Origin of the sequence: Pseudomonas izuensis (assembly GCF_002356535.2) — a bacterium.
In the GTDB taxonomy this organism is placed as follows: domain Bacteria; phylum Pseudomonadota; class Gammaproteobacteria; order Pseudomonadales; family Pseudomonadaceae; genus Aquipseudomonas; species Aquipseudomonas izuensis.
On sequence record NZ_AP017423.2, the window covers coordinates 6,095,800 to 6,109,091 of the forward strand.

Here is a 13,292-nt window from a genome sequence, read left to right on the forward strand (position 1 = left end):
TCAGAAGATCTCCTTGACGCTTTTGCCACGCTTGGCGGCAATGGATTCAGGAGACTGCATTGCTTTCAAACCCTTGAAAGTGGCGTGAACCACGTTTACCGGGTTAGTCGAGCCGTAGCACTTGGCCAGAACGTTCTGAACGCCAGCAACTTCGAGAACGGCACGCATTGCGCCGCCAGCGATGATACCGGTACCTTCAGAAGCAGGCTGCATGTACACCTTCGAAGCGCCGTGAGCGGACTTCATTGCGTACTGCAGAGTGGTGCCGTTCAGATCAACCTGGATCATGTTGCGGCGAGCAGCTTCCATTGCCTTCTGGATCGCAGCAGGCACTTCACGCGACTTGCCACGGCCGAAGCCAACACGCCCTTTACCATCACCAACCACGGTCAACGCGGTGAAAGTGAAGATACGGCCGCCTTTAACGGTTTTGGCTACGCGGTTAACTTGAACCAGCTTCTCGATGTAGCCTTCGTCGCGCTTTTGGTCGTTATTTGACATAACTTAGAACTCCAGCCCAGCTTCACGAGCAGCATCAGCCAGCGCTTTAACGCGGCCGTGGTACTTGAAGCCAGAGCGGTCGAAAGCCACCTGCGAGACGCCAGCGGCCTTAGCACGCGTAGCGACCAGCTGGCCAACCTTAGTGGCCGCGTCGATGTTGCCAGTGGCGCCATCACGCAGTTCTTTATCCAAAGTCGAGGCGCTTGCCAGGACTTTGTTGCCGTCGGCCGAAATGACCTGGGCGTAGATGTGCTGCGAAGAGCGGAACACGCAGAGACGCACGACTTCGAGTTCGTGCATTTTCAGGCGTGCTTTGCGAGCGCGACGCAGTCGAGTAACTTTTTTGTCGGTCATTTGCTATGCCCTACTTCTTCTTGGCTTCTTTACGACGGACGACTTCGTCCGCGTAGCGCACACCTTTGCCTTTGTACGGCTCTGGTGGACGGAAGTCGCGGATCTCGGCGGCCACTTGACCTACCAGCTGCTTGTCGATGCCCTTGATCAGGATATCGGTCTGGCTAGGAGTCTCAGCGGTGATGCCTTCCGGCAGTTCGTAATCCACTGGATGCGAGAAGCCAAGAGCCAGGTTCAGCACTGTGCCTTTTGCTTGCGCTTTGTAACCAACACCGACCAGCTGGAGCTTGCGCTCGAAGCCTTGGCTTACGCCTTGGACCATGTTGTTAACCAACGCACGAGTGGTACCAGCCATTGCGCGAGTCTGTTGATCGCCATTGCGAGCAGCGAAACGCAGCTCACCAGCTTCTTCAACGATCTCAACGGACGAATGGATGTTCAGTTCGAGAGTGCCCTTGGCACCCTTCACCGAAAGCTGTTGGCCTGCGAATTTTACTTCGACGCCGGCTGGCAGCTTAACGGGGTTCTTAGCGACGCGAGACATGCTTATCCCCCCTTAGAACACAGTGCAAAGAACTTCGCCGCCGACACCGGCAGCGCGCGCAGCACGATCAGTCATCACACCTTTGTTGGTGGAGACGATAGACACACCGAGGCCGCCACGAACTTTCGGCAGATCCTCGACGGACTTGTACTGACGCAAGCCTGGACGGCTAACGCGCTTCACTTCTTCGATAACCGGACGGCCTTCGAAGTATTTCAGCTCGATAGACAGCAGTGGTTTGGTTTCGCTGCTGATCTGATAACCCGCGATGTAACCTTCGTCCTTCAGGACTTTGGCAACAGCTACCTTCAACGTGGAAGATGGCATGCTTACGACGGACTTTTCAGCCATCTGGGCATTACGGATTCGAGTTAGCATGTCCGCTAACGGGTCCTGCATACTCATGGGCTAGACGCTCCTAATACAGAAAAATTAGCCTTGCGGCTACTACGTGTCGCCGAGAATCTCCGAGCATAGAAAACACGGGCTCAGGCGAGCCGGGTATTCTAGACACACCCCAGAAATGAATCAAGCCCCAAAAGGGGCTTGATTCAGATTCAAGGCCACCGGTGGTCAGGTTCTTGCGAACCTGACCACCAAGGCTTTGACAGCAATTACCAGCTGGCTTTAACCAGACCTGGAACGTCACCACGCATTGCCGCTTCACGCAGTTTGTTACGGCCGAGGCCGAACTTGCGGTAAACGCCGTGCGGACGACCAGTCAGGCGGCAACGGTTACGCATGCGCGAAGCGCTTGCATCACGTGGTTGCTTCTGCAGAGCTACGGTTGCTTCCCAACGCGCTTCTGGACTTGCGTTCAGATCGACGATGATAGCTTTCAGCGCTGCACGCTTGGTGGCGTACTTGGCAACGGTGAGCTGACGCTTCAGCTCACGGTTTTTCATGCTCTTCTTGGCCATTTTCCTACTCCAATCAGTTGCGGAACGGGAATTTGAAAGCGCGCAGCAGAGCACGGCCTTCGTCATCGTTCTTGGCAGTGGTGGTCAGGGTAATGTCCAGACCGCGGAGAGCATCGATCTTGTCGTAGTCGATTTCCGGGAAAATGATCTGCTCTTTTACGCCCATGCTGTAGTTGCCACGACCATCAAAGGACTTGGCATTCAGGCCGCGGAAGTCGCGAACCCGTGGCAGGGAGATCGACAGCAGACGATCCAGGAACTCGTACATACGCTCACGGCGCAGGGTCACTTTGACGCCGATCGGCCAACCTTCACGGACTTTAAAGCCAGCGATGGATTTCCGAGCGTAAGTCACAACGACTTTCTGGCCGGTGATCTTTTCCAGGTCAGCAACAGCGTGCTCGATGACTTTTTTGTCGCCGATCGCTTCGCCCAGACCCATGTTCAGGGTGATTTTGGTAACGCGCGGAACTTCCATCACGTTCGAAAGCTTAAGTTCTTCCTTAAGTTTCGGTGCGATTTCCTTCCGGTAAATCTCTTTTAGTCGTGCCATGGTCTTCTACCTAGCAGTGTTCAAGCATCAACCGCTTTTTGGGTCGACTTGAAGACACGAATTTTCTTACCGTCTTCTACTTTGAAACCAACGCGGTCAGCCTTGTTGGTTTCGCCGTTGAAGATGGCGACGTTGGAAGCGTGCAGTGGCGCTTCTTTCTCGACGATACCGCCCTGTACGCCCGACATCGGGTTAGGCTTGGTATGACGCTTGACCAGGTTCAGACCACCAACAACCAGACGGTTGTCAGCAAGAACCTTCAGCACCTTACCGCGCTTACCTTTGTCTTTGCCGGCGATCACGATGATCTCGTCGTCACGACGAATCTTTTGCATGTCGGATCTCCTTACAGCACTTCTGGGGCGAGCGAGACGATCTTCATGAACTTCTCAGTACGAAGTTCACGGGTCACTGGCCCAAAGATACGGGTGCCGATCGGCTCTTGCTTGTTGTTCAGAAGAACAGCAGCGTTGCCATCAAAGCGGATAATGGAGCCATCAGCACGGCGTACGCCGTGACGAGTGCGGACTACTACAGCAGTCATCACTTGGCCTTTTTTCACTTTACCGCGAGGAATTGCTTCCTTGACGGTAACTTTGATGATGTCACCGATACCAGCGTAACGACGATGGGAGCCACCCAGCACCTTGATGCACATAACACGGCGAGCGCCGCTGTTATCGGCCACATCGAGCATGGATTGAGTCTGAATCATATAATTTCTCCGACCCCTAGTCCTTAGACTTCCACAGCGCGTTCGAGAACTTCAACCAGCGCCCAAGACTTGGTCTTGGCCAAAGGACGAGTTTCACGAATAGTGACTTTGTCGCCGATGTGGCACTGATTGGTTTCGTCGTGCGCGTGCAGCTTAGTCGAACGCTTAACATATTTACCGTAGATCGGGTGCTTAACGCGACGCTCGATCAGAACGGTGATGGTTTTGTCCATCTTGTCGCTGACAACACGGCCAGTCAGCGTACGGACAGTTTTTTCGGCTTCAGCCATGATCACTTACCTGCCTGCTGGTTGAGCACAGTCTTCACGCGAGCGATGTCACGCTTAACTTGCGAGAGCAGATGAGACTGCCCCAACTGGCCAGTTGCTTTCTGCATACGCAGATTGAACTGGTCGCGCAGCAGGCCGAGCAGTTGCTCGTTCAGCTGCTGTGCGGATTTTTCACGAAGTTCATTCGCTTTCATCACATCACCGTCCGTTTAACAAAGGAGGTGGCGAGCGGCAGCTTTGCAGCAGCCAGGGCGAAAGCCTCACGCGCCAGCTCTTCAGAAACACCCTCGATTTCATACAGGACTTTGCCTGGCTGAATCTGGGCAACCCAGTACTCCACGTTACCCTTACCTTTACCCATCCGAACCTCGAGAGGTTTTTTGGAGATCGGCTTGTCCGGGAATACACGGATCCAGATCTTGCCGCCACGTTTTACGTGACGGGTCAGAGCACGACGCGCTGACTCGATCTGACGAGCGGTGAGACGACCACGAGCAACAGACTTCAGCGCGAACTCGCCGAAGCTGACTTTGCTACCGCGCAATGCCAGGCCACGGTTGTGACCAGTCATTTGCTTGCGGAACTTCGTACGCTTTGGTTGCAACATTTGGCGTACCCCTTACTTAGCAGCTTTTTTACGAGGCGCTGGTGCTTGTGGTTTCAGTTCTTCTTGGCGACCACCAATTACTTCGCCTTTGAAGATCCAAACCTTTACACCGATCACACCGTAAGTGGTGTGAGCTTCGTAGTTGGCATAGTCGATGTCGGCACGCAGGGTGTGCAATGGCACACGACCTTCGCGATACCATTCAGTACGTGCGATTTCAGCACCGCCGAGACGACCGCTCACTTGGATTTTGATGCCTTTGGCACCAATGCGCATGGCGTTCTGTACAGCGCGCTTCATAGCGCGACGGAACATTACGCGACGCTCCAGCTGCTGAGCTACGCTCTGCGCAACCAGCATACCGTCGAGTTCCGGCTTGCGGATCTCTTCGATATTGATGTGCACAGGCACACCCATTTGCTTGGTCAGGTCCTGACGCAGTTTCTCAACATCTTCACCTTTCTTCCCGATAACGATACCTGGACGAGCGGTGTGGATGGTGATGCGTGCAGTTTGGGCCGGACGATGGATATCGATACGGCTTACGGACGCGCTTTTTAGTTTGTCTTGGAGATACTCACGCACATTCAGATCTGCGAGCAAATAGTCCGCATAAGTCCGACCGTCTGCGTACCAGACGGAGGTGTGCTCCTTGACGATTCCCAGGCGAATGCCAATGGGATGTACTTTCTGACCCATCTCTTCGACTCCGTTACTTGTCAGCAACCTTGACAGTGATATGGCAAGACCGCTTGACGATGCGATCAGCACGGCCTTTGGCACGTGGCATGATGCGCTTCAGCGAACGCCCTTCGTTAACGAAAACGGTGCTGACCTTCAGGTCATCAACGTCTGCGCCTTCGTTATGCTCGGCGTTGGCTACGGCCGACTCCAGCACTTTCTTCATGATCTCGGCGGCTTTCTTACTGCTGAAAGCCAACAGGTTGAGCGCTTCGCCCACCTTCTTCCCGCGGATCTGGTCGGCGACCAAGCGGGCTTTCTGGGCGGAGATTCGAGCGCCCGACAACTTAGCGGCTACTTCCATTTCCTAACCCCTTAACGCTTGGCTTTCTTGTCTGCCACGTGCCCGCGATAAGTGCGGGTACCGGCGAACTCGCCCAGTTTGTGGCCGACCATGTCTTCGTTCACGAGAACTGGGACGTGCTGACGACCGTTGTGTACTGCGATGGTCAGACCGACCATTTGTGGCAGGATCATCGAACGACGCGACCAGGTTTTAACTGGTTTGCGATCGTTCTTTTCCGCCGCCACTTCGATCTTCTTCAGTAGGTGAAGATCGATAAAAGGACCTTTTTTCAGAGAACGTGGCACTGTCGTATCCCTCTATTTACTTGCGACGACGGACGATCATTTTGTCGGTACGCTTATTACCACGAGTCTTCGCGCCCTTAGTCGGGAAGCCCCATGGCGATACCGGATGACGACCACCAGAGGTACGACCTTCACCACCACCATGTGGGTGGTCAACCGGGTTCATGGCAACACCACGAACGGTTGGGCGAACGCCACGCCAGCGTTTGGCACCAGCTTTACCCAGCGAACGCAGGCTGTGCTCGGAGTTCGAGACTTCGCCCAGGGTCGCACGGCATTCAGCCAGCACTTTACGCATCTCACCAGAACGCAGACGCAGGGTCACGTAGACACCTTCACGAGCGATCAGCTGAGCCGAAGCACCAGCGGAACGAGCGATCTGAGCGCCTTTACCTGGCTTCAATTCGATGCCGTGTACGGTGCTACCAACTGGAATGTTACGCAGTTGCAGAGCGTTGCCCGGCTTGATCGGTGCCAGAGCACCTGCGATCAGCTGGTCGCCAGCACTCACGCCTTTAGGGGCGATGATGTAGCGACGCTCGCCATCTGCGTACAGCAGCAGAGCGATGTGAGCAGTACGGTTTGGATCGTATTCGATACGCTCGACAGTGGCAGCGATGCCATCTTTGTCGTTGCGACGGAAGTCGACCAGACGATAATGCTGCTTATGACCACCACCGATGTGACGAGTGGTAATACGGCCATTGTTGTTACGACCACCAGACTTCGATTTCTTCTCGAGCAGCGGTGCGTGAGGAGCGCCTTTATGCAGCTCCTGGTTGACCACCTTGACCACAAAACGGCGGCCAGGGGAAGTCGGTTTGCATTTAACGATTGCCATGATGCACCCCTTCCTTACTCAGCACTGCTGCTGAAATCGAGATCTTGGCCTGGCTGAAGGGAGATAACTGCCTTCTTCCAGTCATTACGCTTGCCCAGACCGCGAGCAGTGCGCTTGCTCTTACCCAGAACATTCAGGGTAGTTACACGCTCTACTTTCACGCTGAACAGGCTTTCGACGGCCTTCTTGATTTCCAGCTTGGTTGCATCAGTAGCAACCTTGAAAACGAACTGGCCTTTCTTGTCTGCCAGAACCGTAGCCTTCTCGGAAACGTGCGGGCCAAGCAGAACTTTAAATACGCGTTCCTGGTTCATCCCAGCAGCTCCTCGAATTTCTTCACGGCCGACACGGTGATCAACACCTTGTCGTATGCGATCAGACTAACTGGATCGGAACCTTGCACATCACGTACATCTACGTGCGGCAGGTTGCGAGCAGCCAGGTACAGATTCTGATCAACAGCGTCCGACACGATCAGAACGTCGGTCAGGCTCATGTTGTTCAGCTTGCCCAGCAGGTCTTTGGTTTTCGGCGTTTCAACAGCGAAATCCTGAACCACGACCAGACGATCAGTACGCACCAGCTCAGCAAGGATGGAACGCATTGCTGCGCGATACATCTTCTTGTTCAGCTTCTGGGAGTGATCCTGAGGACGAGCTGCGAAAGTGGTACCGCCGCCACGCCAGATTGGGCTACGGATAGTACCGGCACGAGCACGGCCAGTACCTTTCTGACGCCATGGGCGCTTACCGCCACCAGAAACGTCGGAACGGGTCTTTTGCTGCTTGCTACCTTGACGGCCGCCAGCCATGTAGGCCACGACTGCTTGGTGAACCAGCGTCTCGTTGAATTCGCCGCCAAATGTCAGTTCGGAAACTTCGATCGCTTGAGCGTCATTTACATTTAATTGCATGTCAGCTTCCCCTTAACCGCGAGCCTTGGCTGCTGGACGTACAACCAAGTTGCCGCCAGTAGCGCCAGGAACAGCGCCCTTGACCAACAACAGATTGCGTTCAGCGTCCACGCGCACTACTTCGAGGGACTGCACGGTCACGCGCTCAGCGCCCATATGACCGGACATTTTTTTGCCCTTGAATACACGACCAGGAGTCTGGCACTGGCCGATAGAGCCTGGAACGCGGTGGGATACGGAGTTACCGTGGGTGTTATCTTGCCCGCGGAAGTTCCAACGCTTGATCGTACCCTGGAAGCCTTTACCCTTGGACTGACCGGTTACATCAACCAGTTGACCAGCGGCGAAGATTTCAGCGTTGATCAGATCGCCGGCCTGGTACTCGCCTTCTTCAAGGCGGAATTCCATTACGGTACGACCAGCGGCAACGTTCGCCTTGGCGAAGTGGCCAGCCTGAGCTGCTGTTACACGCGAAGCGCGACGCTCGCCGACAGTGACTTGCACTGCACGATAGCCATCGGTCTCTTCAGTTTTGAACTGGGTGACGCGATTCGGCTCGATCTCAATGACCGTGACCGGAATGGAGACACCTTCTTCGGTGAAAATACGGGTCATACCGCATTTACGACCGACTACACCAATAGTCATGTTGTAAACCTCATGAGTGTACGGGGCTTTCACCCGCTATGGCCGCCCATTTCAGAGCGTTACACGACTAAGACCGAGTCTTAGCCGAGGCTGATCTGCACTTCCACACCGGCCGCAAGATCAAGCTTCATAAGTGCATCAACGGTTTTATCCGTTGGCTGGACGATGTCCAGAACGCGCTTATGAGTACGGATCTCGTACTGGTCACGCGCGTCTTTGTTGACGTGCGGGGAGACCAGAACGGTGAACCGCTCTTTACGGGTAGGCAGTGGAATTGGACCACGCACTTGAGCACCAGTACGTTTCGCGGTTTCCACGATTTCCTGGGTTGATTGGTCGATCAGGCGATGGTCGAAAGCCTTCAACCTGATACGGATTTGCTGATTTTGCATTGGATTTCAGACTCCGGCTGCTATTCCCACCGGGCGCAATACGCCCGTTAAAAGGAGGCGCAATTCTATAGACGCCCCAGATAGGTGTCAACCCAATAAAAAAGCCCCCGCTGAGCGGGGGCCTTTTCAAAGCATCGAAGCTATCTCAAAAGAGAAGCTTACTCGATGATTTTAGCTACAACGCCAGCACCAACGGTACGGCCGCCTTCACGGATAGCGAAGCGCAGACCGTCTTCCATTGCGATGGTTTTGATCAGGGTAACAGTCATCTGAATGTTGTCACCTGGCATTACCATTTCAACGCCTTCTGGCAGTTCGCAGTTACCGGTCACGTCAGTAGTACGGAAGTAGAACTGTGGACGGTAGCCTTTGAAGAACGGAGTGTGACGGCCGCCTTCTTCCTTGCTCAGAACGTAAACTTCTGCGGTGAACTTGGTGTGCGGCTTAACCGAACCTGGCTTAACCAGAACCTGGCCACGCTCAACGTCGTCACGCTTGGTACCACGCAGCAGAACGCCGCAGTTCTCGCCAGCACGACCTTCGTCGAGCAGCTTGCGGAACATCTCAACACCGGTGCAGGTGGTGGTGGTGGTGTCACGCAGACCAACGATTTCCAGTGCATCTTGAACGCGAACGATACCGCGCTCGATACGACCAGTCACAACAGTACCACGACCCGAGATCGAGAATACGTCTTCGATTGGCATCAGGAATGGCTTGTCGATAGCACGCTCTGGCTCTGGGATGTAGGTATCCAGAGTTTCAACCAGCTTGCGAACAGCGCTGGTGCCCATTTCGTTATCGTCTTTGCCTTCCAGAGCCATACGAGCCGAACCGATGATGATCGGGGTGTCGTCGCCTGGGAAGTCGTAGGTGGACAGCAGGTCGCGAACTTCCATCTCAACCAGTTCCAGCAGCTCAGCGTCGTCTACCAGGTCAGCCTTGTTCAGGAAAACCACGATGTACGGAACGCCTACCTGGCGGGACAGCAGGATGTGCTCACGGGTTTGTGGCATCGGACCATCAGCGGCCGAGCAAACCAGGATCGCGCCGTCCATCTGGGCAGCACCGGTGATCATGTTCTTCACGTAGTCAGCGTGACCTGGGCAGTCAACGTGAGCGTAGTGACGAATGTTCGAGTTGTACTCGACGTGCGCGGTATTGATGGTGATACCACGAGCCTTTTCTTCTGGCGCGCTGTCGATCTTGTCGAATTCAACTACGGCCGAACCGAAAACTTCGGAGCAGACGCGAGTCAGAGCAGCGGTCAGAGTGGTTTTACCGTGGTCAACGTGACCGATGGTGCCAACGTTGACGTGCGGTAGGGAACGATCAAATTTTTCTTTAGCCACGACAATTAACTCCTTGCCTAAAGGACTGAATCAGCCTTGTTTTTTGGTAACGGTTTCGACGATGTGCGACGGAGCCGTATTGTATTTTTTGAATTCCATAGAGTAGCTTGCGCGACCCTGGGACATCGAACGAACGTCGGTCGCATAACCGAACATCTCGCCCAACGGAACTTCAGCACGGATAACCTTACCGGAAACCGTATCTTCCATACCCAGAATCATGCCGCGACGACGGTTAAGGTCGCCCATCACGTCACCCATATAGTCTTCAGGCGTAACAACCTCTACCGCCATGATCGGCTCGAGCAACTCACCACCGCCCTTCTGGGCCAGTTGCTTGGTCGCCATGGAAGCAGCCACCTTAAACGCCATCTCGTTCGAGTCGACGTCGTGGTAAGAACCATCAAACACGGTAGCCTTCAGGCCGATCAGCGGATAGCCGGCAACAACGCCGTTCTTCATCTGCTCTTCGATACCCTTCTGGATAGCCGGGATGTATTCCTTAGGAACCACACCACCCACTACTTCGTTCAGGAATTGCAGACCTTCCTGACCTTCGTCAGCAGGTGCAAAACGGATCCAGCAATGACCGAACTGGCCACGACCACCGGACTGACGAACGAACTTGCCTTCGATTTCGCAGCTCTTCGTGATGCGCTCACGATAGGAAACCTGAGGCTTACCGATGTTGGCTTCGACGTTGAACTCACGGCGCATCCGGTCAACCAGGATGTCCAGGTGCAGCTCGCCCATGCCGGAGATGATCGTTTGACCAGTCTCTTCATCAGTCTTGACGCGGAAAGACGGGTCTTCCTGAGCAAGTTTGCCCAGTGCGATACCCATTTTTTCCTGGTCATCCTTGGTCTTTGGCTCAACGGCAACCGAAATAACCGGCTCCGGGAAGTCCATGCGAACCAGGATGATTGGCTTGTCAGCGTTGCACAAAGTTTCGCCAGTGGTGACGTCCTTCATGCCGATCAAGGCCGCGATGTCGCCAGCGCGTACTTCCTTGATTTCTTCACGGGCGTTTGCGTGCATTTGCACCATACGACCCACGCGCTCTTTCTTGCCTTTAACCGAGTTGATCACGCCGTCGCCGGAGGCCAACACGCCCGAGTAAACACGGACGAAGGTCAAGGTACCCACGAATGGGTCGGTAGCGATCTTGAACGCCAGAGCCGAGAACGGCTCATTGTCGTCTGCATGACGCTCCATTTGCTTTTCCTCGTCATCCGGGTCAGTACCCTTGATGGCAGGAATGTCGGTAGGAGCCGGCAGGTAGTCGATAACGGCGTCGAGAACCAGGGGAACACCCTTGTTCTTGAAGGAAGAACCGCAAACAGCCAGAACGATCTCACCAGCGATGGTACGCTGACGCAGAGCGGCCTTGATTTCCTCGATGGAGAGCTCTTCGCCTTCGAGGTACTTGTTCATCAGCTCTTCGCTGGCTTCGGCCGCAGCCTCAACCATGTTGCTGCGCCACTCTTCAGCCAATTCCTGCAGTTCAGCAGGGATAGCTTCGCGACGTGGAGTCATGCCCTTGTCAGCATCGTTCCAGTAAACCGCTTCCATGGTCATCAGATCGATCTGACCCTGGAAGTTGTCTTCGGAACCGATAGCCAACTGGATCGGCACCGGAGTGTGACCCAGGCGCTGCTTGATCTGAGCGATCACGCGCAGGAAGTTCGCACCGGCACGGTCCATCTTGTTCACGTAAACGATACGTGGAACGCCGTACTTGTTGGCTTGACGCCATACGGTTTCGGACTGAGGCTCAACACCCGAAGTACCACAGAACACAACGACCGCGCCGTCGAGTACACGCAGGGAACGCTCAACTTCAATGGTGAAGTCAACGTGGCCCGGGGTGTCAATAACGTTGAAGCGGTATTGGTCTTTGTGCTGCTTCGCAGAACCCTGCCAGAAGGCGGTAATAGCAGCAGAAGTAATGGTAATACCACGCTCCTGCTCCTGCACCATCCAGTCTGTGGTCGCGGCGCCGTCATGCACCTCGCCCATCTTGTGACTTTTGCCGGTGTAAAAAAGGACGCGCTCGGTGGTGGTGGTTTTACCAGCATCCACGTGAGCAACGATACCAATGTTACGGTAGCGATTAATCGGTGTAGTACGAGCCATAAAGCCCTCGCAAAATTAGTGACGCTAAAATTAGAAGCGGTAGTGCGAGAAAGCTTTGTTAGCTTCAGCCATACGGTGCACGTCTTCACGCTTCTTAACTGCAGCACCTTTACCTTCGGCAGCGTCCAACAGTTCGCCAGCCAAACGCAGAGCCATAGACTTCTCGCCGCGCTTACGGGCGAAGTCTACCAACCAGCGCATTGCCAGAGCGTTACGACGGGACGGACGAACTTCAACCGGAACCTGGTAAGTAGCACCGCCTACACGGCGCGACTTTACTTCGACCAGCGGAGCGATGGCGTCGAGAGCTTTCTCGAAGATTTCCAGGGGGTCGCTGTTCTTGCGTTCTTTAACCTTTTCCAGCGCGCCATAAACGATACGCTCGGCAACGGCTTTCTTGCCGCTTTCCATTACGTGGTTCATGAACTTGGCCAGGATCTGGCTTCCGTATTTTGGATCGTCAAGCACTTCGCGCTTGGCTGCTACGCGTCTTCTTGGCATGGATAAGCCCTCAAACGGTCTTCAGGTTCGCTCGGAATCGGTGCCCTCTACGGGACGCCTCCGACCTTACTCTTATCGACTCAGAAAAATAGAAATCAGTTTTTTGCAGCAAGCGGCCATTACTTCGGACGCTTGGTACCGTACTTCGAACGACCCTGGTTACGACCTTTAACGCCGGAAGTATCCAAAGAACCGCGAACGGTGTGGTAACGAACACCTGGCAAGTCTTTTACACGACCGCCGCGGATCAGTACCACGCTGTGCTCTTGCAGGTTGTGACCTTCACCACCGATGTACGAGGAAACCTCGAAACCGTTGGTCAGGCGCACACGGCATACTTTACGCAGTGCCGAGTTAGGTTTTTTCGGCGTGGTGGTGTACACGCGGGTGCACACGCCACGACGTTGCGGGCAGTTCTGCAGCGCAGGCACGTCGGATTTCTCGACGATACGCTTACGCGGCTGACGTACCAGCTGGTTGATAGTTGCCATCTACTAGCTCCACTGTTGTCTTGCGACGCTATTGTCTTGCAAGAAAAGCAAAATGGCAGGAACGAATCCCCGCCAAATTTAGGGGTACAAGAGTCTAAAGAGGATCTTGCCCCCAGTCAAGGCAAGGCCCCGCCCTCCCCGCTCATCCAACCTCGACAATTTGTCTCGATTCGATGAACGGAGCGACCAGGGCCTTACGCTC

The 13,292-nt window shown here is 54.7% G+C and carries 23 protein-coding genes; all 23 read right to left on the bottom strand.

Annotation, left to right across the window (positions count from 1 at the left end; genetic code table 11):
- On the bottom strand, positions 1-501 hold the full coding sequence (gene rpsE / locus LAB08_RS27285; protein ID WP_003186035.1) for a 30S ribosomal protein S5: 501 nt from the start codon (positions 499-501) through the stop codon (positions 1-3).
- 3 nt (positions 502-504) lie between these two features.
- Positions 505-855, bottom strand: coding sequence for a 50S ribosomal protein L18 (rplR, locus tag LAB08_RS27290; RefSeq protein WP_003186037.1), 351 nt, complete (start codon positions 853-855; stop codon positions 505-507).
- Positions 856-865: 10 nt separating this feature from the next.
- Entirely contained in the window at positions 866-1,399 is a 534-nt protein-coding gene (rplF, locus tag LAB08_RS27295; RefSeq protein WP_003176412.1) for a 50S ribosomal protein L6, read from the bottom strand.
- Positions 1,400-1,411: 12 nt separating this feature from the next.
- Positions 1,412-1,804: a 30S ribosomal protein S8 gene (gene rpsH / locus LAB08_RS27300; protein ID WP_003228724.1), complete on the bottom strand. Its 393-nt coding sequence runs from the start codon at positions 1,802-1,804 to the stop codon at positions 1,412-1,414.
- A gap of 209 nt (positions 1,805-2,013) precedes the next feature.
- Positions 2,014-2,319 carry a 30S ribosomal protein S14 gene (gene rpsN / locus LAB08_RS27305; RefSeq protein ID WP_003228726.1) on the bottom strand — a complete coding sequence of 102 codons (306 nt, stop codon included), beginning with the start codon at positions 2,317-2,319 and terminating at the stop codon, positions 2,014-2,016.
- A 13-nt stretch (positions 2,320-2,332) separates the two neighbouring features.
- On the bottom strand, positions 2,333-2,872 hold the full coding sequence (rplE, locus tag LAB08_RS27310) for a 50S ribosomal protein L5 (RefSeq protein ID WP_003210069.1): 540 nt from the start codon (positions 2,870-2,872) through the stop codon (positions 2,333-2,335).
- A 20-nt stretch (positions 2,873-2,892) separates the two neighbouring features.
- A complete protein-coding gene (gene rplX, locus LAB08_RS27315) occupies positions 2,893-3,207 on the bottom strand; it encodes a 50S ribosomal protein L24 (protein ID WP_003186046.1) in 315 nt (104 codons plus the stop codon).
- An 11-nt stretch (positions 3,208-3,218) separates the two neighbouring features.
- Positions 3,219-3,587 (bottom strand): 50S ribosomal protein L14, encoded by a 369-nt coding sequence (rplN, locus tag LAB08_RS27320; protein WP_002555479.1) that lies wholly within the window; start codon positions 3,585-3,587, stop codon positions 3,219-3,221.
- Between the two features lie 23 nt (positions 3,588-3,610).
- Positions 3,611-3,877, bottom strand: coding sequence for a 30S ribosomal protein S17 (gene rpsQ, locus LAB08_RS27325; protein WP_096514759.1), 267 nt, complete (start codon positions 3,875-3,877; stop codon positions 3,611-3,613).
- A gap of 2 nt (positions 3,878-3,879) precedes the next feature.
- Positions 3,880-4,071 carry a 50S ribosomal protein L29 gene (rpmC, locus tag LAB08_RS27330; RefSeq protein WP_002555481.1) on the bottom strand — a complete coding sequence of 64 codons (192 nt, stop codon included), beginning with the start codon at positions 4,069-4,071 and terminating at the stop codon, positions 3,880-3,882.
- Positions 4,071-4,484, bottom strand: a complete 414-nt coding sequence (gene rplP / locus LAB08_RS27335) for a 50S ribosomal protein L16 (protein ID WP_003228729.1) — start codon at positions 4,482-4,484, stop codon at positions 4,071-4,073. The genes rpmC and rplP overlap by 1 nt, the downstream gene beginning before the upstream one ends.
- A gap of 12 nt (positions 4,485-4,496) precedes the next feature.
- Positions 4,497-5,183, bottom strand: coding sequence for a 30S ribosomal protein S3 (gene rpsC / locus LAB08_RS27340; RefSeq protein ID WP_007970424.1), 687 nt, complete (start codon positions 5,181-5,183; stop codon positions 4,497-4,499).
- A gap of 13 nt (positions 5,184-5,196) precedes the next feature.
- Positions 5,197-5,529 (bottom strand): 50S ribosomal protein L22, encoded by a 333-nt coding sequence (rplV, locus tag LAB08_RS27345; RefSeq protein WP_003103908.1) that lies wholly within the window; start codon positions 5,527-5,529, stop codon positions 5,197-5,199.
- Between the two features lie 11 nt (positions 5,530-5,540).
- The gene (gene rpsS, locus LAB08_RS27350) at positions 5,541-5,816 is read right to left on the bottom strand and encodes a 30S ribosomal protein S19 (RefSeq protein ID WP_002555486.1); all 276 of its coding nucleotides are present in this window, start codon (positions 5,814-5,816) and stop codon (positions 5,541-5,543) included.
- A gap of 16 nt (positions 5,817-5,832) precedes the next feature.
- Positions 5,833-6,657: a 50S ribosomal protein L2 gene (gene rplB / locus LAB08_RS27355; protein WP_003186055.1), complete on the bottom strand. Its 825-nt coding sequence runs from the start codon at positions 6,655-6,657 to the stop codon at positions 5,833-5,835.
- Between the two features lie 14 nt (positions 6,658-6,671).
- Positions 6,672-6,971 (bottom strand): 50S ribosomal protein L23, encoded by a 300-nt coding sequence (gene rplW, locus LAB08_RS27360; protein ID WP_002555488.1) that lies wholly within the window; start codon positions 6,969-6,971, stop codon positions 6,672-6,674.
- Positions 6,968-7,570, bottom strand: a complete 603-nt coding sequence (gene rplD / locus LAB08_RS27365; RefSeq protein WP_007924200.1) for a 50S ribosomal protein L4 — start codon at positions 7,568-7,570, stop codon at positions 6,968-6,970. Before rplD ends, rplW begins: the two co-directional genes overlap by 4 nt.
- 12 nt (positions 7,571-7,582) lie before the next feature.
- A complete protein-coding gene (gene rplC / locus LAB08_RS27370; protein ID WP_003186059.1) occupies positions 7,583-8,218 on the bottom strand; it encodes a 50S ribosomal protein L3 in 636 nt (211 codons plus the stop codon).
- Positions 8,219-8,298: 80 nt separating this feature from the next.
- Complete coding sequence (gene rpsJ / locus LAB08_RS27375; protein WP_003186070.1) at positions 8,299-8,610, bottom strand: 30S ribosomal protein S10; 312 nt, start codon at positions 8,608-8,610, stop codon at positions 8,299-8,301.
- Positions 8,611-8,768: 158 nt separating this feature from the next.
- The gene (tuf, locus tag LAB08_RS27380) at positions 8,769-9,962 is read right to left on the bottom strand and encodes an elongation factor Tu (RefSeq protein ID WP_008018195.1); all 1,194 of its coding nucleotides are present in this window, start codon (positions 9,960-9,962) and stop codon (positions 8,769-8,771) included.
- Between the two features lie 30 nt (positions 9,963-9,992).
- Positions 9,993-12,098, bottom strand: coding sequence for an elongation factor G (gene fusA / locus LAB08_RS27385; RefSeq protein ID WP_046815908.1), 2,106 nt, complete (start codon positions 12,096-12,098; stop codon positions 9,993-9,995).
- A gap of 30 nt (positions 12,099-12,128) precedes the next feature.
- On the bottom strand, positions 12,129-12,599 hold the full coding sequence (gene rpsG, locus LAB08_RS27390) for a 30S ribosomal protein S7 (protein WP_002555493.1): 471 nt from the start codon (positions 12,597-12,599) through the stop codon (positions 12,129-12,131).
- 119 nt (positions 12,600-12,718) lie between these two features.
- Complete coding sequence (gene rpsL / locus LAB08_RS27395; protein ID WP_003186084.1) at positions 12,719-13,090, bottom strand: 30S ribosomal protein S12; 372 nt, start codon at positions 13,088-13,090, stop codon at positions 12,719-12,721.
- Between the last annotated feature and the right edge of the window lie 202 nt (positions 13,091-13,292).

Coding starts and splice junctions, on each gene's coding strand:
- rplB (WP_003186055.1), bottom strand. CDS start 6,657: ATGGCAATCGTTAAATGCAAACCGACTTCCCCTGGCCGCCGTTTTGTG.
- rplX (WP_003186046.1), bottom strand. CDS start 3,207: ATGCAAAAGATTCGTCGTGACGACGAGATCATCGTGATCGCCGGCAAA.
- rplE (WP_003210069.1), bottom strand. CDS start 2,872: ATGGCACGACTAAAAGAGATTTACCGGAAGGAAATCGCACCGAAACTT.
- rplW (WP_002555488.1), bottom strand. CDS start 6,971: ATGAACCAGGAACGCGTATTTAAAGTTCTGCTTGGCCCGCACGTTTCC.
- rpsH (WP_003228724.1), bottom strand. CDS start 1,804: ATGAGTATGCAGGACCCGTTAGCGGACATGCTAACTCGAATCCGTAAT.
- rpsQ (WP_096514759.1), bottom strand. CDS start 3,877: ATGGCTGAAGCCGAAAAAACTGTCCGTACGCTGACTGGCCGTGTTGTC.
- rpsN (WP_003228726.1), bottom strand. CDS start 2,319: ATGGCCAAGAAGAGCATGAAAAACCGTGAGCTGAAGCGTCAGCTCACC.
- rplF (WP_003176412.1), bottom strand. CDS start 1,399: ATGTCTCGCGTCGCTAAGAACCCCGTTAAGCTGCCAGCCGGCGTCGAA.
- rpsE (WP_003186035.1), bottom strand. CDS start 501: ATGTCAAATAACGACCAAAAGCGCGACGAAGGCTACATCGAGAAGCTG.
- rplV (WP_003103908.1), bottom strand. CDS start 5,529: ATGGAAGTAGCCGCTAAGTTGTCGGGCGCTCGAATCTCCGCCCAGAAA.
- rplR (WP_003186037.1), bottom strand. CDS start 855: ATGACCGACAAAAAAGTTACTCGACTGCGTCGCGCTCGCAAAGCACGC.
- rplP (WP_003228729.1), bottom strand. CDS start 4,484: ATGTTGCAACCAAAGCGTACGAAGTTCCGCAAGCAAATGACTGGTCAC.
- rplD (WP_007924200.1), bottom strand. CDS start 7,570: ATGCAATTAAATGTAAATGACGCTCAAGCGATCGAAGTTTCCGAACTG.
- rplN (WP_002555479.1), bottom strand. CDS start 3,587: ATGATTCAGACTCAATCCATGCTCGATGTGGCCGATAACAGCGGCGCT.
- rpsL (WP_003186084.1), bottom strand. CDS start 13,090: ATGGCAACTATCAACCAGCTGGTACGTCAGCCGCGTAAGCGTATCGTC.
- rpsJ (WP_003186070.1), bottom strand. CDS start 8,610: ATGCAAAATCAGCAAATCCGTATCAGGTTGAAGGCTTTCGACCATCGC.
- rpsC (WP_007970424.1), bottom strand. CDS start 5,183: ATGGGTCAGAAAGTACATCCCATTGGCATTCGCCTGGGAATCGTCAAG.
- fusA (WP_046815908.1), bottom strand. CDS start 12,098: ATGGCTCGTACTACACCGATTAATCGCTACCGTAACATTGGTATCGTT.
- rplC (WP_003186059.1), bottom strand. CDS start 8,218: ATGACTATTGGTGTAGTCGGTCGTAAATGCGGTATGACCCGTATTTTC.
- rpmC (WP_002555481.1), bottom strand. CDS start 4,071: ATGAAAGCGAATGAACTTCGTGAAAAATCCGCACAGCAGCTGAACGAG.
- rpsG (WP_002555493.1), bottom strand. CDS start 12,599: ATGCCAAGAAGACGCGTAGCAGCCAAGCGCGAAGTGCTTGACGATCCA.